Here is an 18,097-nt window from a genome sequence, read left to right as displayed (position 1 = left end):
AGGGGACGTCGGCAAGCGCGGCTATTCCTGCTTTTGTCCTACATGGCCGATGCCCTCTTGGAAGATAGTGCCGCGCGGCGGCATAAGGCGCATGGATTTAAAAGCAATGTAGACGCCGATGGAAATCGCCAGGGAAATGGCACCGAAAATGCCGGTGAATCCGTACATCACGGCCATAGGCGCGATGATGGTCCACGAGATTTCGAATGGGCCGAAACCAATGTAGGCCATGCCGTATTCAGATAGCGTGCCGGACTTAAGCTTGGGGTCCACAATCTTGAGGATGGCGATGCCGGTCGCCACGGTGGCGGTAGCCCAGCCCCAGCCAAAGATGCCGCGCTCAATCCAGCGCTCACCAAAGAACTCGGCCGGGAACCACAGCAAGAAGAACGCGCAGAAGATGGTGCCCAGGACGAAGAGCAGGAGAAGTGCCTGCCAATAAGAGGCAATAGCGGCCGGGACGATGGCGGCCACACCGAAGGCAATGAGGTAGTCCGTGGCCGCACCAGAGACGGAGGAAATGGAGCCCTTATCCAGGTAGTCCTCTGCGCCGACGAAGTTCATAAGCGCACGGAAGATTAGGCCCACCACCATGGACATGGCAAAAAGCGGCACGGAGACATTCTCCCAGATGCTGCTCAGGCCCTGGTTGATCCCATAGGCGGTCATCACGGTCAAGATGATGAAGCCGAAGTGCAATGCGAGCGGTTCGATGGAGGAAGGGTTGGTGGTAGCGCGGCCGAGCGACGGGCGCTCATCGATGTTTTTGATATAGCCGCGGCGCAGCTCTTCCGGCAGCTCCTTGGGTACGTGGGAAACCTTGCCCTTGCGGATGCCCCAGTTACCGGCGACTACGCCGCCGATGATTGCGGCCAGCGTGCCGACGGTCGCGGAGGTAAAGCCGAGCGAAGACGCGGCATCAGCGCCTACGCCCTCGAGCGCACCACCCACGGCCGCGGCGGTACCGAAGCCGCCGGTGAAACCGACGGGCAGCATCATGCCGAACCAATTCGGGGTATCGAAAAGCGGCGCAAAAAGGAAAAGACCCAGCACGATGAACAGGCCCCACTGGCCGGTGAACATCATGGTGGAATAGCCCCACATATTGCGCGCGCCCTTGCCCATGTTGCCGCCCACTTCCATGGAATAGGCCATAGACGCAAAGACCACCGCGATGAGGATGGAGGTGTAATCACCCAAATTATCGGAGAAGTTGATCCAGCCCAGCACGTTTGGACCTACCAGTAGGCCGATGAGGCCGGCAGTGATCGGGGCAGGTAGCAGCAGGTCCTGGAAAATGAACTTCACCTGGTGGCGCAGGACGTTGCCGATGACCATGAGCAAAGAAATCCAGCCCACATCCAGCATGAGCGTATAAGCGGAAAAATCTTCCATGGGGACCCTTTCTAACTGTGCAATTATGGCGGCTTGCCCCCGTTAGAGGGCAGGCGGATAGGGAATACAATACCTTCCGCTAAGTGATCCACAACATAGGCTCCCGTTTTCACCCCCACTACAGCTTTCAGTAGGTAGCTCGACCCCCGGTTGGGCGCTGACTATTAGGATGATGTGACATGTGGGAATTGGGCGAGCATTTTCGAAATTACGCAGACGAGTACCGCGATGCGGTGCACGAGCATTTCTTTAACGCGGTGCCTGAATCCCGGCAGATTTTTGCCCTGTCGATGCGCGAAACCCATACCTCGATGGTGCCTGCGCTGGCGTGGGTGATTGAGCATACGGAGCCTAGGGAGCCCCTGCTTGCCGACGTCTCCGCAAAACTCACCCAGCTCGCCCGCGATCACCGCCGGCATGGGTTTCCGGCCGAAATCTATTCCCGCTTCGACGATGCCCTAGTAGCGGGCCTGCGGGTTTTGGCGCTGACGCAGTATCAATACAACTTTGCCTGCGACGTCATCCACCAGGTGTGCGCCACGATGGCCGACGCCGCACGGGAGTCCGATGCCGCCGGCGAAGCACCGGCGCACTCGGCGCAAGTGGTGGCGGTGGATCACCCCACCCGCGAGACGTCCATCATCCGCGTGGAGGCTGGCCTGGCTGTGCCCTATCAACCGGGGCAGCACTTTCCGGTGACCACGCAGTACTTGCCCGGGCAATGGCGGATGCTCACTCCTGCGCAGCCTAGCGACGGAACCGGCCAGGTGGTCTTTCACGTCTCCACTGCGGGCGAAGCTTCCCGGTCCCTCGCGCACGCGCAGCCCGGAGACTGGTGGACCCTGGGCCAGCCCGCCGGAGGCATTAGCCTGCAGAACGCGGGCGCAGGCGAACTGGTCATTATTGCCTATGGCACCGGGTGGGCCACGGCCCGCTGCGCGGCACTCGCCGCGCTGGACGATGATGACCGCGGCCGAGTACCACGCCTCTTCGCCGTGGCAGGGAGCCCCGGCGCCCACTATGACACCTACTTCCAGCAGAACCTGGCAGCACTTGGCGTGCCGGTGCGCCGCATCGTGCGGGAAGAAAAAGACCCGTGGCTGCTCAATGCCCGCGAATTGGCGCCCGGCGCTGACTACGTAGTCTCCGGGGAACCGACCGATGTAGTAGTCAACGAGGTGGAGTTATCCACAGGCACTCCCCCACGCTTCTTACTCGTCGGACCGGCCGACGAGGTTGTGGAAGGTGCGGAAAGGTTGGTTCAAAGGGGCGTCGGCAAGCAGCAGATCGACGTCCTTAGCTGGGGCCGCGACGGGCGCTGGCAGCCGGAAGACTACGCGGCTCTGGCCTAGTCCACAGAGGCCACAACCGGCAGGGCGCGGCGGGTTTTCGCTACCTCATTCGGATCGATGTCGGCATAGAGGATGTCATCCTCGTAGCCGGCCTCGGCCATGCGCACGCCATTCGGATCAACGATGGTGGAATGGCCAATACCCGTTGGTCCGGAAGGATTGCCCGCCTCTGCGTCACCGCCCGGGCGCGATTGGCCGGCCGCAACGATATAGCTGGTGGAGTCCAAGGCACGCGCGGCCGTGAGCAGGCGCCACTGCTCCAGCTTTCCGGGGCCATCCGCCCAGCTCGTGGGTACTACAATGAGCTGCGCACCCTGGCTGGCCAGCTCCTTAAACTGCTCTGGGAAGCGAATGTCATAGCAGGTGGCCACGCCCACTACAAGGTCATCCACGTCGAAGGCTACGAGCGATTCGCCGGCTAAGACCGTATCCGATTCGCGGTAGTCAAAGGCATCATAGGTGTGGATCTTGTCGTAGCCGCCCAGCACGCCAGGGCCTGCAATGAGCGCCATATTGGTCACGCGGTTAATGGTCTTGCCGTCGCGCTCCACGGTATCGGCTGGGCAGAACATGCCGACCACGACGGTGACCTCAAGCTCCTCCGCGAGCGTTTGGATCGCCGTGGCGAACGGGCCTTCGAGCGTCTGCGCCTGCTCATCAAGGCGCCCGGAGCGGAAATTCTGCGCCGTGGCCTCCGGCAGCACGATTAACCGCGCCCCGTTTCCGGCCGCCTCACGGATCTTGGCGAGGGCCAATTCCTGGTTTTCGGTGACATTACCGGTGGACGTTAACTGCACTGCTGCTACCTTCATGCCTCCCAAAATAATGAAGCAATGCGGAGTTATCCACAGGCTGCGCCTTTACCCCTAGCGCGGCGTTGTATGGTCCTTCAGGCTTAGGGGCATGAGTTATGTAGAAATTCCCACGCACCTGCCCGATTACGTCCGCTCCCTCATGGCGCGCCCTCCGCTGCCACCGCCGACGGCCGCGCTCGATACCGCCTGCCGCACAGCGGCCGCACTAGAGCGAGCCCGTGCCACCTGGTCCAACACCGTGGCTGCAACGGAGGACGCCACGGCCGAGCAATTGCGCTCCGTTGAGGCTTTCCTCGTCACTGCCACCGGGGTGGATTCCCGCCTGGGCCAGGCATTGGGAGATGCGCGATGACCCTATCCGTGGCTTTAAAAAATGGTGCTAGTACGTTGCACAGCGAACACGCTGAACTGCGCTTTCGTGTTATAGATGCACACCAGGATTGGCGCGACCTACCACTGGGTGGACCCGCTGGCGAGGCCGCGCGCACCAGTTTGGCGGGCTACACCGACTGGCTGGCCCAGCCGCTGCACCAGATGGAGCAGGTTGCCACCACCCTTGAACTCCACGCCAGCCTGCAGGCCCGCCGCGAGGAACTCGAGGACCGCATCATCGCATTTCTAGGGCAAGTGGATGAGCGCAATGGCGCCGCGGCCAGCGCCGCAGGACTCCTGTTGAATCAAGTGCGGGCGCTGGGCGATTCCCTCGACTGGCTATGCTCCCAAGAAATCGATGCCCTATGTACGCCTGACGGGATGGCCCCACCCGTTCGCTTGGAAGACTTCTCCGATCTTCCAGTGGATACCGTCCACGAGATTAATCTTGCCCACACCAGCGAGCACGTATCTCAGCTCGCCGCACAGAACCCAGATATGCGAGTGCTAGAAACTAGCGACGGCCGGCTCGTAGCCATGGTGGACCCCGGCGGCTTCCGGACCACACCGGCATCACTTACCACCTTCGTAGAAGGAGTTCACTCCTCCGATCCAGAAACCTGGCAGCGTGCGGTAGACCGCGGCCGCAATCTAGCCAAGGCCAGCGGCGGGCCCGCGGTCGTGTGGTTGGGCTACCAGGCGCCCTCCTCCCTGCCCCGTGCGGTTCACGCCACTCCCGCGCGAACTGCCAGTCAAGAACTCGCCCGGTTTCAGCGCTCGCTCGGTAGACGCTATCCGCAGGCCAAGCGCACCGTAGTGGGATACTCCTATGGTTCTGTCGTCACCGGGCATGCCGCAAAGCAGGAAAGGATTGCTGAGGACGTAGTGCTCGTCGGCAGTCCTGGCACCGGCGCTGGCCACGCCTCAGAACTGCATGGCCGCATCTGGGCAGCCACAAACGCCAACGACCCCATCGCAATCGCGACGGGGCCTCACGCCGGCATCCACGGCCCCGATCCCACCACTGATGCCTTTGGTGCCACTCCCCTTCCCGGCGCGGATGACCTCCCTGGCGATCATGGCTCCTATTGGGAGGACCCCCGGTTCTTGCGCGGCCTAGGCCAAGTGGCACGCGCGGATTAGTCCGAGGGGTAGGGCCTTTTAGAACAGACCAGCCGGCTGGTCCGAATAGGAGACCAACATATTCTTAGTCTCCTGATAGTGGCCCAGCATCATCAAGTGGTTCTCACGGCCAAGGCCAAAGAAACCCCGCTGCCAGCGGGGAAGCTGGCTGCGGGGTTGGGTTTACTCGTCTGCAGAGCGAAAGTTAGTCTTGGCCGTATCCACGGCCGCGGGAACGCTTGCGCTCCCGCGCGGTGCGTGGGCTCCACATCACCACGGAGGTGGACCGTGGGACATGGACAAGCTCACCACTGCGCTGCGGGCGGCGTCCAGCGGCCTGCTCGCGCAGGGCCCGGACCTCTTCAGCTAAAGCGTCGCGCTCGGCCTCGAGTCGATCGCGTTCCTCGGTCAACTCGATGATGGACTTGATGCCGGCAAGGTTGACGCCATCATCTTGGGACAGCGCCTGAATCTTGCGCAGCAGCTCGATGTCCCGGTCGGAGTAGCGGCGGCCACCGCCACGAGTGCGGGCCGGGGAGACCAAGCCCATACGGTCATAGGTGCGCAGGGTTTGGGCATGCATTCCGGAGAGTTCCGCAGCTACGGAGATGACGTAGACCGCGGTGCCGGAATCTTCTGCCTTTCCAGTGCTCATTTTTTAACACACCTCCTGCCTTAAGCATTCTCGGCGCCGGCCCAACCCGCACGCGGGTTGAAACCGGAGTCCTTTTCCGCTTGAGCATAGGTGCGCAGGGCGCTGGAGGCGGCGGCATCGAGCTTGGTGGGCACGGTAACCTGCACGCTAACCAGTAGATCACCGGAGTTGCCACCGCGCTTGGCGATGCCCCTTCCGCGCACCCGCAGCGTGCGCCCATCCGGCGTGCCAGCGGGGATCTTCACGCGCACCGGGTTATCCAAAGTTGGAACCGCGATGGTATCGCCCAAGGCCAGCTCCGTGAAGGAAACCGGAACGGTGACATGGAGGTCATCGCCCTCACGAGTAAAGACCTTGTCTGGTTTTACGGTTACCGCCACGAAGAGGTCACCGGCTGGAGTGCCGTTGGGACCTGCTTCGCCTTGTCCGGCGAGGCGGACCTTTTGCCCATCGATGACGCCGGCAGGGATGCGCACGGTGATATTGCGGGTGCGGTGAACCGTGCCGGTGCCGTGGCAATCCTTACACGGATCCGTGATGCGCCGGCCGGTGCCATCGCAGTCCTTGCACGGGGCAGAGAAACCGAAAGCACCGCGGTTTTCCGAGGTAAAACCGGTACCGCTGCAGGTGCCACAGGTAGAGGTCTTGCCGGAAGCGGAACCCGAGCCGTGGCACGTGGTGCACGGCGCATTGCCGCTGAGTGCCAGGGGAATGGTGGTTCCCTTAGCGGCTTCGCGGAAGTCGAGGGTTATTTCCGTTTCGACGTCGGCCCCCCGCGACGGTTTAGCTGAGTGGCCAGCACTACCGCCGCGGTTGAAAACGCTACCGAAGATATCCCCAACACCGCCGCCTTGAGCCGATCCTCCAGCGGATCCTCCGAAGAGGTCCGAGAGGTCGAATTCTTGCGCACCTTGTCCACCCATGCGCGTGGATCGAAACCCGCCGGGAAATCCGGCGCCTCCCATCCGCCCAAAGCCGCCTCCATTGCGGAGCATGGCCTTGAACTGGTCGTATTCCTTGCGCTCGGTGGCGTCGGAAAGCACGTCGTAGGCTTCCGCAACCTTCTTGAACCTTTCCGCTGCCGCGGGGTCGTCCGGGTGGGTATCGGGGTGATTTTCGCGCGCTAGCTTGCGGTAAGCACGCTTAATCTCGTTCTGGTCTGCGGACGAGGAGACCCCCAGATCCGCATAGTAATCTTTGTCTGCCCATTCGGGTTTAGCGCTCACTGGGCATCTCCTCCTTTCAAAGAGAATCGATACAAGTTAAGTAAAAGGGCGCCGCGGGAAGGTCACTAGTCAATTCCCAGGGCGCCCTTTTTGTTATTTACTCGGATTCTTCCGAGCTGCCGGACTCATCGCTGGGGTCCGCGATGATGACCATGGCATTGCGTACGAGCCTGTCGCCCACGCGGTAGCCCTTGCGCAGCACCGTGCCGAGCACCTGTTCATCACCGGTGGACAAGTCCTGCACGGCTTCGTGGACCTCAGGGTCGAAGGCATCGCCTTCCTCACCAAAAGCGGCGAGGTCGTGCTTTTTCAACGTGTCGTGGAGCTTATCCGCAAACGCCTTGAGCGGGCCTTCCAAGTCACCGTGCTCACGAGCCAACTCCAAGTCATCAAGAACAGGCAGGAAATCTGCGATGACCTTGGCCTTGGCGGTCTCGATTACGGCCTGGCGGTCGCGCTCGGTGCGGCGGCGGTAGTTGGTGTATTCCGCATTGAGACGCTGCAGGTCTTCGGTGCGTTCTGCCAACTGTGCTTCCACATCGCTGACGCCAGTACCGGCGGGCTCTTCGCCCGCGGTTTCGGCCTCTACCTCATCGGCGTTGACGTCCGCCAGCGCTTCTTCGAGGTCAGCATCGAGGGTGGGATCCAGCTCGGCTTCCTCGGTGGCATCAGCCTGCGCTTCCTGCGCGGCTTGGGCCTCCTCAGCCTGCTCGGCAGCAGCCTCAGCGCGGTCAGCCGAGGTAGCCTCCGGATCCGTGTTTTCCGGGTCGCCTGGGTTATGCGGCATTCCGCTGTCCTGAGTCATTACTTGTTGCCATCCTTGTTCTCGTCCTCGTCAACGACCTCAGCGTCGACAACGTTCGGGTCACCCTGCGCAGTACCAGCATCGGCAGCGCCCTCAGCGCCGGCCTCGGCAGCCTGTGCCTCGTAGATCTGCTTGCCCATCTCCTGGGATTCGGTGGACAGCTTCTCCACTGCGGACTTGATGGCCTCGAGGTCATCGCCCTTCAGGGCCTCATCAACGGCGTCAGCAGCCTCGGTGACCTTGGTCTTAACATCCTCGGATACATTGTCAGCGTTGTCATCCAAGAACTTGCGGGTCTGGTAGGAGGTGGACTCTGCGTTATTGCGCAGCTCCTGCTCCTCGCGGCGCTTCTTGTCCTCTTCGGCGTGCTGCTCAGCATCCTTGACCATGCGGTCGATTTCTTCCTGGGACAGGCCGGAACCATCCTGAATCTTGATGGTGTTTTCCTTGCCGGTGCCCTTGTCCTTTGCAGTCACGTGGACGATGCCGTTGGCATCGATATCGAAGGTGACCTCAATCTGCGGAACACCGCGCGGTGCCGGAGCAATACCGCCGAGCTCGAAGGAGCCGAGAAGCTTATTGGCAGTAGCCATCTCGCGCTCACCCTGGAAGACCTGAATCTGCACAGAAGGCTGGTTGTCTTCTGCGGTGGTAAAGGTCTCGGACTTCTTGGTCGGAATGGTGGTGTTGCGCTCGATGAGCTTGGTCATCACGCCACCCTTGGTCTCAATGCCGAGGGACAGCGGGGTGACGTCAAGAAGCAGCACGTCCTTGACCTCGCCGCGCAGCACGCCTGCCTGCAGGGCAGCGCCGACTGCAACAACCTCGTCCGGGTTAACGCCCTTGTTGGCATCCTTGCCGGTCAGTTCCTTAACCAGGTCAGATACGGCCGGCATACGGGTGGAACCACCAACGAGAACAACGTGGTCGATATCGCCGACGGAAAGGTCAGCGTCCTTGATGACCTGGTTGAACGGAGCCTTGGTGCGGTCCAGTAGATCCTGGGTGATCTTCTGGAACTCGGTGCGGGTCAGGGTCTCATCCAAGAACAGTGGGTTCTTGTCGGAGTCAACCGTGATGTACGGCAGATTAATGTTGGCCTGCTGGGAGGAGGACAGCTCAATCTTTGCCTTCTCTGCAGCCTCGCGCAGACGCTGTACGGCTCGCTTATCCTTGGTCAGGTCAACACCCTGGGAGGTCTTGAAGCGATCTACCAGCCAGTCAACGATGCGCTGATCCCAGTCATCGCCACCCAGCTCGTTATCGCCGGCGGTGGCCATAACCTCGACAACGCCATCGCCAATTTCCAGCAAGGAGACGTCGAAGGTGCCGCCACCCAGGTCGAATACCAGGATGGTCTGCTCCTGCTCGCCCTTTTCCAGGCCATAAGCCAAAGCGGCTGCGGTTGGCTCGTTAACGATACGGAGCACGTTCAGGCCTGCAATCTGGCCAGCTTCCTTGGTGGCCTGGCGCTGTGCGTCCTCGAAGTATGCAGGAACGGTAATAACGGCGTCAGTAACATCCTCACCGAGGTAAGCCTCTGCGTCGCGCTTCAGTTTCATCAGCGTGCGAGCGGAGATCTCCTGGGAGGTGTAGTCCTTGTCATCAATGTTGATCTTCCAGTCGGTGCCGATGTGGCGCTTGACGGAGCGAATGGTGCGGTCAACATTGGTTACCGCCTGGTTCTTAGCGGACTGGCCGACCAAGATTTCGCCGTTCTTTGCAAAAGCAACGACGGAAGGCGTGGTGCGGGAGCCCTCAGAGTTTGCGATAACGGTGGACTCGCCACCTTCCAATACGGAAACGACGGAGTTCGTCGTACCAAGGTCAATACCTACTGCGCGTCCCATGATTTCTTCTCCTTTTATCTTGGGGTAATTAATAAAGTTGACTGTCAGTGACTCAACTTCTCGTTGCGTCCGAGCGCTACTGTAACAGAACTTCCACGTCCGGTCACACAACCTTGAGCCTGTGCCACTCAATCCTTACAACCGGAAGCCTACAAAAGTTATTCCCCGCGACTCAACTTTTCTTGTCAACATTCCTTTTGTGCAGCTCAGCGCCACTCTTGTCGACGCCCACTCCCACCTTCCGCGCAATCACCCCCCTTCACCCAACACCACCCCATACCCAAACAGAGGTCCTTAAATAGCCCTAAGAGGATCCAAAAGTCACCTCAGAAAGGATCCAAAAGAGGATTGGCAGCCCGCCCCCGCTACCGCATACTAGGAATCACAGCAGTTAAGAGCTGCTACCCCAGAGAGAGATTGTAGTTTTACTCCGCCGATCCGAAAGGAATGTATATGTTCGATACCCTCGCAGACCTCAGCTCCGCCATCGACTTCGAGGCACTCATCAAGGGCATCAAGGGCCTCATCGAGGCTTCCTCCGAGTCCAACACCGACTCCGAGGGCCTGTCCTCCGTATTCGAGGGCCTGTCCTCCAAGGATGACGCAGAGGCTGCCGCAGAAGCTAAGTAATTAGCTTTCTGTACTCCTTCATGAAGACCGGCTAACCCCCTCACCTTCTTCCTCCGCTCGGAACCCACCACAAGGAACCGCGCACGAAGGTGCGGGGGTTTGGCTGTTTTCAATGGCTGCTTCGTGGCCGTTGTACTTACACTAAGGAGACAAACCTATCGAGCTTTAGCAACAAGGAAGCGTGTGCCGCACCGTGCCTAAACTTTCACAGCCGCATATTTACCAACGCATTCGCGAAGCCATGACCTTGCAGCGAACCGCTGCATTGACCGCCTTTTTCTGTGTAGTACTCGCTTTACTCGGCGCATTCTTTTCTCCCACCGAAGACCAGCTGTCGTCCGCAGTGCTCGGCCTTGTCCTCACCGTTATCACGACTTGCGCTTACCGCTGGCCTATCAGCATGTCAGTGACTTTTATTGTCGTCTGGATAACTGCAACACTACTTACCAAGACTCCATTTATTAGCTCGGTATTCTTAGCACCAATATTTCTTGCCGTGATTGCATACCACGGCCATCATGGGCGCACTTTCCTGATCGGAATAGTGCTGTGGCTGGGTGGTCTAATTGACCCAACAGAACCCAGCATGAATATAGATCCTGCACCAGCCTTTACTTGGGCCATGCTAATCACTATTGGCGGAGTCATCGGTGGCACTTTCGCCCATTCTGCTGACCGCTATAAATCCGCAATGCTGGAATGGAACGATGATGTCAAGCGCCGCCAATCCGACCTCGCAGAGACTTTGCACAATTCGGTTGTATCTAACCTTACAGTTAATACCATGCAGCTAGAGGCACTAAGCCTCGAGTACTCTAAGCAGCCAAAGCTAGCCAAGAAGCTCAATGAGCTTAGCGATTCTATGCGCTCTTCAATGTCTGAAGTCCGTGCGCTTACCAAGGTTCTGCGAAACGACATCAATGGGATCAACGACGGTACAAGTTTTGCAACCACCACAAAGCCTGCGAGCTTTGCTCAGCTTTTATCTGAAGAACAGGAACGCCTGTCCCGGCTCAACCGAGCACCTGTTGTAGAGGTTTCCGGTGAAGAATTCGCACCAGAATTTCCCCGAGAAATTCTGGATCCAATTGCAGCTATTACTACTGAGGCATGTCTCAACGCCGTGAAGTATTCACCACCTGGCGCAGAAATTATCATCTCTGTCCGCCCACATCTGGGGTGGACGCTGGTCTCCATTACTAACCCTGTAGCGAAGCCGACAACCACTAACGCTGATATGTCTTCCGGGATTGGACTATCCTCAATGACTCGTATAGCCGCTACTATCGACGCTCGTGTCGACACCAACCTAGACGAGGGCAGGTGGGTTTTGACGTTGTCCCTACCTCCGAGCACGCACAAGGCACGTTAGATCCAGCACTCTATCTAGCAAACACTGAGTTCGTCCATTAAGCTATCGCTTGTTTCTAACTAAATTGGTTTTAATTGAAGGAGCCCGCAGATGCAGGCCACACTCGCTACATTCCTCGCACCACTAATGCTGTCAACTTCACTCCTGGGTGGTCTCGCACCCGGAGACCTTTCCTCCACAACTGAGTACAAGTCTGCCGTGGATATTGCGTTCGGATGCCCCGCACCATGGTGCCCGAAATCGAAGTAAAAACATCCCTCTTGGTCGTCGATGACGACCCACTTGTCCTTGAGGCCTTGGGGCGCTACTTCGCCTCGGCTGAGGACATGGAGGTGCGCGCCACCGCAGAAAATGGCAAGGTCGCCCTCGAGCTTTTGCAAGAGCAGGACTTTGACGTCATTGTCGCGGACATCCATATGCCCGAGATGGATGGCACGACCCTCTTGCGTGAGGTTAACAAGCTGGAACACCCACCGGTCTTTGTTGCGATGACCGCGATGGACAATGACGAGACCCTCAAAGAGGTCATGTCCAATAAGGCCGCGGCCTATATTTTAAAAAGCTCCAAGCCGGTCTACATTTTGGATACCGTGCGCGAGGCCGTGCGCGGCGGCACGGTTGTCACCCCGCAGTCGCTTACGCGCTTGTTTGAGCAGCTTCCCGATTGGAATGCTGAAGGAACCAGCGCTGATGCGGCAGCTGCAACCGCCAAGATCAAGGACAATCACCATATCTCCCCTGCGCTAGAGCAGGTCCTGGACTTGGTCTGTCAAGGAAAGTCCAACGAAGAGATTGCCAAGAGCACGCATTATGCACCGGGCACGGTGAAGAAGTATGTGTCCACTCTACTCAGTGAATTCCACGCCAAATCGCGACTCGAGCTGGCGGTGAAGGCGCTCAAGGCCGGCTACGGTTCTTAGAACCCAATTGTTGGATAATCCGGGGGTGGGCTACCCCCGGATGAGTTAACACCCCCTCTAAACCCCACATGCTGGGGTTTATTTTTTGTTTTTCCACCCCCGCTTGCCATTTTTCAAAAGAGACTAGCATCACGTTTGCCGCTTTCCTATAATTGCGGCAACACAAAAGTTCTTAGTATTTCCCAGGCAACATTTGGAACCTGAACCTGCAGGGTTGCCGCACGTCAGAGCGTTATGGCGCTCGCGTTTTCCTCTAGCCTTACACAGTCACGTCATAGAAAGCAGGTGAGAGTTGAACACCAACCTGGCGCGCGTTCGTCGCAGCAGCGATAGGCCTCCCGTCCACATTCGGCCCGCATAACGGCCCGCTGACATCGCATTTCACCACGAATCTCTGCGACCCTCACTTTGCGTCGCGCGCACCCGCGTGTTCGCTCCTCACCCAGCTGCGCCCTGCAGCACCACATAGCTCACCGCTCAACATCCAGACGCCGTATCGGCCGGCAGTTCCAGACCGGCGCAGATACATCGCCCTTCACCCCCATGTGAAAAGTGGTTTCTAGGATGTGACCCGTTTGAAAAAGAGGTAGAACCCATATGACTTCTCCTGCTAATACCCGCTTGCCCATCTCTGATGATGTGGAAGCAGTCCTGCCTGCAGCTATCAGCCGCGCCCACGACTGGTTGAAGTCCACTGCGGACGAAGAAGATAAAGCCACCGAACAACTCGCAGACCTGCTGCGCGATGAGGACGGCGTGAAGTTCACCATGGACTTCGTCGACCGCGTCATGCGCCCAGAAGATGACAAGGTTGCCGCACACGCGCTGAAGGATATTTCCTCTCACTATGACCCGTCGTTCCTAGGCAGCATCAATGGTGCGCTCGTTGGTGCCGGTGGCTTCTTCGGCCCAATCCTGCCCAACCTAGTCATGCCGGTTGCCCGCCTGTACATGCGCAAGATGGTTGGCCACCTCGTTCTCGACGCCGAGTCTGATGCTCTCAACAAGATTCTGGACAAGGCCGCCGAATCCGGCGAACAGCTCAACCTCAACCTGCTGGGTGAAGCCGTACTCGGTGAGGAAGAGGCTAAGTCCCGCGCGGAGCGCACCCTCAAGCTCATCCGGAACCCACGCGTAACCTACGTTTCGGTCAAGGCTTCCTCTATGGTGGCCCAGCTCAATCAATGGGATATCGATGGCTCGGTAGAGCGCCTCAAGGAGCGCCTGCGTCCGCTGTACCAGGCTGCGGCGAACCGAACCGACAAGGTCTTTATCAACATGGACATGGAGGAGTACCACGACCTCCACCTGACCATCCGCCTGTTCAAAGAGCTACTCAGCGAGCCGGAATTCCTCACCCTGGATGCCGGCATCGTGCTGCAGGCTTACCTGCCGGATACCTTCGATGCGCTCAAGGATATCGCTGACTTTGCTAAGGAGCGCGTGGTTAAGGGCGGCGGCAAGGTCAAGGTGCGCATCGTTAAGGGCGCGAACCTATCCATGGAAACCGTGCAGGGCGAGGTCCACGATTGGCCGCTGGCTACCTACACCAACAAGCTCGACGTTGACGCCAACTACTACCGCCTATTGGATTTCATCCTGCGCGAAGAGTACGCCGATAGCGTCCGCATCGGTGTAGCAACCCACAACCTCTACACCGCGGCAATGGCCTATGAGCTGGGTAAGAAGCGCGGCGTGCTGCACATGATGGATTCGGAGATGCTGCAGGGCATGTCCCCAGCACAGCAGGCAGCGGTGCGCAAGGTCTTTGACGGCCGCCAGATCCTCTATACCCCGGTTGTCCACGCAGAAGACTTCGACGTCGCCGTGTCCTACCTGGTACGCCGCTTGGAGGAAAACTCCGCGCCGCAGAACTTCCTCTACGCGCTCTTTGCCCCAGGCGAGGAGCCGTTGGCAGACCAGGAAGAGACGTTCCGTCGGGCCGTCGCCAAGCGCTGGGACACCTTCGCTGGCGCCCGTCGCACCCAGAACCGCCTCGAGGAGGACGGCCGCCAAGCACCGCGTACTGGCCGCTTTACTAACGAGGCTGACACTGACCCGGCGCTCGCGCCGAACCGCCAGTGGGCGCTGGAAGCGCTCAAGCGCAATCCGGGCGAGCACGGCATCGCGGAGGTTACCGACCCTACGGCGGTCGAAGGCCACATCACCCGCGCCAAGGAGCTCGGCACCGAGTGGGGCAAGCGCCCTGCCGACGAGCGCGCCGCCGCACTGGAGGCCGTGGCAGATCAGATTGCATCTCAGCGCGGCAAGTTCATCTCCGTGGCTGCGTATGAGGCCAATAAGACCGTTACCCAGACCGACCCTGAGGTCTCTGAGGCGATTGACTTCTGCACCTACTACGGCCAGTCCGCGCGCCTGCTGGAGGAGTCCTACTCCGAGTTCACCCCGCACACCGTCACCGTGGTGACCCCGCCATGGAACTTCCCCATTGCCATCCCCACCGGTGGCATTGCGGCGTCCTTGGCGGCGGGCTCGGCGGTCATCGTCAAACCAGCCCCGCAGGTAGTTCACTGCGGCAAGCTCGTGGTGGAGGCCTTCCGCACCGCCCTCGAAGCCCAGGGCTTGGATCCAGATTTGGTGCAGCTGGTGCTGACTGATGAAGCCGAGGCTGGCAAGGCCCTGCTCTCCCACGATGACGTGGACAATGTCATCCTCACCGGCGCCTCCGATACCGGCGCGCTCTTCCGTTCCTGGAAGCCGAAGATGAATATTATGGCGGAAACATCCGGCAAGAACGCGCTCATCATCACCCCTGCGGCCGACCCAGACTTGGCCATCGATGACCTCTACAACTCCGCCTTTGGCCACTCCGGCCAGAAGTGCTCGGCGGCATCCCTGGTTATCTTCGTCGGTGCGGCTGGTAAGTCCGAGCGCCTACGCACCCAGCTGCTAGATGCCGTCAAGACCCTTAAGCCAGGCCCGGGCTTCGATATCACCACCACCATGAACGGCCTAGCGGAAGAGCCGAGCGAGAAGCTCCTGCGCGGTTTGACCCAGCTCGAGCCGGGTGAGAAGTGGCTCCTCAAGCCGGAAAAGCTCAACCAGGAAGGCACCCTGTGGTCCCCGGGCATCCGCGATAATGTGCAGCCGGGCTCCTGGTACCACAAGAATGAGTGCTTCGGCCCCATCCTCGGCATCATGTACGCCGATACTTTGGAAGAGGCCATTGCCTGGCAGAACGACACCGGCTACGGCCTGACTGGCGGCATCCACTCGCTTGACGACGCCGAGATTGAGTACTGGATCGACAACGTTGAGGTGGGCAACGCCTACGTCAACCGCGGGATTACCGGTGCGATTGTCCAGCGCCAATCCTTCGGCGGTTGGAAGAAGTCCGTCATGGGACCAGGCGCCAAGGCTGGCGGCCCGAACTACGTGGCACAAATGGGTGAGTGGGCCGATGGCGAGCTCAAGCCGCGCAACGTGGACATTGCCCCAGCAAGCCTCGCCGCACTGCACCGCCTGCGCGATAACCTCTCTGACAAGCTCACCGAGGAGGACATCACCTGGCTGTGGCGCGCCGCGGAGCTAGACCAGGTGGCCTGGCAGGAGGAGTTCGGCCGCAACCACGACCGCACCGGCCTGGTCTCTGAGGCTAATATCTTCCGCTACCGTCCACTTCTGACCAAGCTGCGCGTGCGCGTCGGCGAAGGCTACGAGCTGCGCGAGGTTGCTCGCCAGGTGCTGGCCGCCGCCATCACCGGTACTGCAACGGAAATCTCCGCCACCCCGGAGGTTGCCACCCAGCTGCAGGATCTCGGCTTCGACGTCAAGGCCATCACCGACGAGGCTTTTGCTACCGACGTGGCCAATGACGCCTCCTCCCGCGTGCGCGCCGTGGGCACCGTGCCGGATTCCATCTACGAGGCCGCGGTGCGCTCCAACTCCGTGGTGCTGGACCAGCCTGTGCTTGCCGACGGCCGCCGTGAGCTCATGCCTTACCTGCTTGAGCAGGCAGTTTCGGTTACCATGCACCGCTTCGGCATTATCCGCAACGTAGGTAACCTGCGTGACGAGTAATTCCCGGCCGCGTCAGCGGACGCGTTAAAGGTACTGAAGGGAGGTAGCGCCCCGCCCGTGGGCCGCTACCTCCTTTCTCGTATATGCGCTGCGAGTTTTATGTGGCATAGTGGTAGACAATGTCTACGTCACATAATTCGTCTTCCCGCGACGAGGCCAAGCGCCCGTCTGCGCAGGAAAAAGGCAACGCAACACAGATCCAAAAGCCGGGCGAGGAAGATTCGCATACCCTCGTCTCTTATGATGATGCGCACCTTGGTGCAGAGGCTGCCAGCGAGCACCCTGCCGAGCGCGACGATAAATCCGCCGTCCTGGCCAAGGACTTCCGCACCATGGCCAAGGTCTCGGTGGTCTTTATCCTCATCGTCGCCGGCCTAGCGCTTGCTGGCTACCTGCTCAAGTTCATTTGGGTAGGCCTGCTGCCGGTCCTGCTCGCCATCCTCGTCTCCACGGTGCTCTATCCGATCAGCGCTTGGCTGCGTGGTAAGGGATTCCCGCGCTCGCTCGCGGCGGTAAGCACCTTGCTCGGTCTCATCATTATCTTCTGCGGTGTTTTCGCCGCCATGGCCCCGGTTGTCACCAACCAAAGCCAGACACTCATTGACCAAGCTGAAGATGGCATCAGTCAACTCACGGAAATGGTGGAAGAGTCCCCCATCGATATCCAAAGTGACCAGCTACAGTCCGTGCTCGAAGACGTGGTCAAGTTTGCCAAGGGCCAAGCCTCTACCATCGCTACCGGCGTTATCTCTGGTTTCTCGATGGCCAGCTCCATCGTCGTGGCCGCGCTGATCATGCTCTTTGTCACCTTCTTCATCATTAAAGACGGCGACAAGTTCCTGCCGTGGCTACGCAAATACACCGGCAATTCCACCGGCTGGCACGTCACGGAACTCGGTTCCCGCATTTGGAAGACCTTGTCTGGCTTCATCCAGGCGCAGGCCGCGGTGGCCATGGTGGACGCAGTCCTCATCGGCCTTGGCCTGTGGGTGCTGCAAGTTCCGCTCGCGCTCGTCATCGCCGTGGTGACGTTCTTCGCCAGCTTCATCCCGATCATCGGCGCGGTCACCGCCGGTGCGCTCGCCATCATCATCGCGCTGGTCTCCAATGGCCTGACCAACGCGCTGCTGGCGCTTGCACTTATCATCATCGTCCAGCAAGTAGAGGGCAACGTCCTCCAGCCCATGCTGCAGTCCAAGGCCATGGGCCTGCACGCTGCGGTGGTCCTGCTTTCCGTGACCGTCGGCTCCACCCTGGCCGGCATCGTGGGCGCCTTCCTCGCCGTCCCCGTGGCCGCAACCATCGCCGTTGTCGTGCGCTACCACGCCGAGATGGCCGCGCTGCGCTCCGGCGAAGTCGAGCCCTCCGATATAGACATCATCACCGGCTCCAAGGACGATCCTGAAGACTTCAGCGACTTCACCTACGAACACGATGAGACCCCACGCGACAAGGTAGAACAGCTCTACCAGTCCATGAGCCCGCTGAGCTAAGACTCAGCCACAACAAGCAGCGCGCCGGTCCTCCCCGGCGCGCTTTTTA

The 18,097-nt window shown here is 59.8% G+C and carries 14 protein-coding genes; 8 read left to right on the top strand and 6 right to left on the bottom strand.

What is annotated here, in order from left to right; genetic code table 11:
• Positions 1-21 precede the first annotated feature (21 nt).
• The gene (locus BKN05_RS03150; protein WP_286687935.1) at positions 22-1,395 is read right to left on the bottom strand and encodes a sodium/glutamate symporter; all 1,374 of its coding nucleotides are present in this window, start codon (positions 1,393-1,395) and stop codon (positions 22-24) included.
• A gap of 179 nt (positions 1,396-1,574) precedes the next feature.
• On the opposite strand from BKN05_RS03150, the gene BKN05_RS03145 reads away from it, so the two are divergent.
• A complete protein-coding gene (locus BKN05_RS03145) occupies positions 1,575-2,747 on the top strand; it encodes a 2-polyprenylphenol hydroxylase (RefSeq protein ID WP_286687934.1) in 1,173 nt (390 codons plus the stop codon).
• On the opposite strand, the gene BKN05_RS03140 is transcribed toward BKN05_RS03145, so the two are convergent.
• The gene (locus BKN05_RS03140; protein ID WP_286687933.1) at positions 2,744-3,559 is read right to left on the bottom strand and encodes a carbon-nitrogen hydrolase family protein; all 816 of its coding nucleotides are present in this window, start codon (positions 3,557-3,559) and stop codon (positions 2,744-2,746) included. The two genes, BKN05_RS03145 and BKN05_RS03140, sit on opposite strands and share 4 nt — an antisense overlap.
• Before the next feature lie 91 nt (positions 3,560-3,650).
• Between BKN05_RS03140 and BKN05_RS03135 the strand changes: the two genes are divergently transcribed.
• Positions 3,651-3,914 carry a hypothetical protein gene (locus BKN05_RS03135; RefSeq protein WP_286687932.1) on the top strand — a complete coding sequence of 88 codons (264 nt, stop codon included), beginning with the start codon at positions 3,651-3,653 and terminating at the stop codon, positions 3,912-3,914.
• Positions 3,911-5,077: an alpha/beta hydrolase gene (locus BKN05_RS03130; protein ID WP_286687931.1), complete on the top strand. Its 1,167-nt coding sequence runs from the start codon at positions 3,911-3,913 to the stop codon at positions 5,075-5,077. Before BKN05_RS03135 ends, BKN05_RS03130 begins: the two co-directional genes overlap by 4 nt.
• A 184-nt stretch (positions 5,078-5,261) precedes the next feature.
• Here the strand turns inward: BKN05_RS03130 and BKN05_RS03125 are convergent, their stop codons facing one another.
• From BKN05_RS03125 to dnaK, 4 genes are all read right to left on the bottom strand, one after another.
• Positions 5,262-5,711 (bottom strand): heat shock protein transcriptional repressor HspR, encoded by a 450-nt coding sequence (locus BKN05_RS03125; protein WP_049378992.1) that lies wholly within the window; start codon positions 5,709-5,711, stop codon positions 5,262-5,264.
• 20 nt (positions 5,712-5,731) lie between these two features.
• Entirely contained in the window at positions 5,732-6,937 is a 1,206-nt protein-coding gene (gene dnaJ / locus BKN05_RS03120; RefSeq protein WP_284821428.1) for a molecular chaperone DnaJ, read from the bottom strand.
• Between the two features lie 97 nt (positions 6,938-7,034).
• Positions 7,035-7,742, bottom strand: coding sequence for a nucleotide exchange factor GrpE (gene grpE, locus BKN05_RS03115; protein ID WP_286687930.1), 708 nt, complete (start codon positions 7,740-7,742; stop codon positions 7,035-7,037).
• Entirely contained in the window at positions 7,742-9,592 is a 1,851-nt protein-coding gene (gene dnaK, locus BKN05_RS03110) for a molecular chaperone DnaK (protein ID WP_286687929.1), read from the bottom strand. Before dnaK ends, grpE begins: the two co-directional genes overlap by 1 nt.
• Before the next feature lie 453 nt (positions 9,593-10,045).
• Between dnaK and BKN05_RS03105 the strand changes: the two genes are divergently transcribed.
• From BKN05_RS03105 to BKN05_RS03085, 5 genes are all read left to right on the top strand, one after another.
• The gene (locus tag BKN05_RS03105) at positions 10,046-10,222 is read left to right on the top strand and encodes a hypothetical protein (RefSeq protein ID WP_179387052.1); all 177 of its coding nucleotides are present in this window, start codon (positions 10,046-10,048) and stop codon (positions 10,220-10,222) included.
• A 193-nt stretch (positions 10,223-10,415) separates the two neighbouring features.
• Positions 10,416-11,594 carry a sensor histidine kinase gene (locus BKN05_RS03100; RefSeq protein WP_269954101.1) on the top strand — a complete coding sequence of 393 codons (1,179 nt, stop codon included), beginning with the start codon at positions 10,416-10,418 and terminating at the stop codon, positions 11,592-11,594.
• A gap of 215 nt (positions 11,595-11,809) precedes the next feature.
• Positions 11,810-12,514, top strand: coding sequence for a response regulator transcription factor (locus tag BKN05_RS03095; RefSeq protein WP_232619457.1), 705 nt, complete (start codon positions 11,810-11,812; stop codon positions 12,512-12,514).
• A 597-nt stretch (positions 12,515-13,111) separates the two neighbouring features.
• A complete protein-coding gene (locus tag BKN05_RS03090) occupies positions 13,112-16,555 on the top strand; it encodes a bifunctional proline dehydrogenase/L-glutamate gamma-semialdehyde dehydrogenase (protein WP_286687928.1) in 3,444 nt (1,147 codons plus the stop codon).
• A gap of 119 nt (positions 16,556-16,674) precedes the next feature.
• Positions 16,675-18,048, top strand: coding sequence for an AI-2E family transporter (locus BKN05_RS03085; RefSeq protein ID WP_286687927.1), 1,374 nt, complete (start codon positions 16,675-16,677; stop codon positions 18,046-18,048).
• Positions 18,049-18,097 lie beyond the last annotated feature (49 nt).

This window comes from Corynebacterium sp. S5S1 (assembly GCF_001913985.1).
GTDB classification, from domain to species: domain Bacteria; phylum Actinomycetota; class Actinomycetes; order Mycobacteriales; family Mycobacteriaceae; genus Corynebacterium; species Corynebacterium marquesiae.
Note: the sequence above shows the minus strand (reverse complement) of the source record. Positions and strands in the feature narration are given on the sequence as shown.

Excerpts from the sequence above, each read along its gene's own strand:
- BKN05_RS03150 (WP_286687935.1), bottom strand. The coding sequence starts at position 1,395 with ATGGAAGATTTTTCCGCTTATACGCTCATGCTGGATGTGGGCTGGATT.
- BKN05_RS03145 (WP_286687934.1), top strand. The coding sequence starts at position 1,575 with ATGTGGGAATTGGGCGAGCATTTTCGAAATTACGCAGACGAGTACCGC.
- BKN05_RS03140 (WP_286687933.1), bottom strand. The coding sequence starts at position 3,559 with ATGAAGGTAGCAGCAGTGCAGTTAACGTCCACCGGTAATGTCACCGAA.
- BKN05_RS03135 (WP_286687932.1), top strand. The coding sequence starts at position 3,651 with ATGAGTTATGTAGAAATTCCCACGCACCTGCCCGATTACGTCCGCTCC.
- BKN05_RS03130 (WP_286687931.1), top strand. The coding sequence starts at position 3,911 with ATGACCCTATCCGTGGCTTTAAAAAATGGTGCTAGTACGTTGCACAGC.
- BKN05_RS03125 (WP_049378992.1), bottom strand. The coding sequence starts at position 5,711 with ATGAGCACTGGAAAGGCAGAAGATTCCGGCACCGCGGTCTACGTCATC.
- grpE (WP_286687930.1), bottom strand. The coding sequence starts at position 7,742 with ATGACTCAGGACAGCGGAATGCCGCATAACCCAGGCGACCCGGAAAAC.
- dnaK (WP_286687929.1), bottom strand. The coding sequence starts at position 9,592 with ATGGGACGCGCAGTAGGTATTGACCTTGGTACGACGAACTCCGTCGTT.
- BKN05_RS03105 (WP_179387052.1), top strand. The coding sequence starts at position 10,046 with ATGTTCGATACCCTCGCAGACCTCAGCTCCGCCATCGACTTCGAGGCA.
- BKN05_RS03095 (WP_232619457.1), top strand. The coding sequence starts at position 11,810 with ATGCCCCGCACCATGGTGCCCGAAATCGAAGTAAAAACATCCCTCTTG.
- BKN05_RS03090 (WP_286687928.1), top strand. The coding sequence starts at position 13,112 with ATGACTTCTCCTGCTAATACCCGCTTGCCCATCTCTGATGATGTGGAA.
- BKN05_RS03085 (WP_286687927.1), top strand. The coding sequence starts at position 16,675 with ATGTCTACGTCACATAATTCGTCTTCCCGCGACGAGGCCAAGCGCCCG.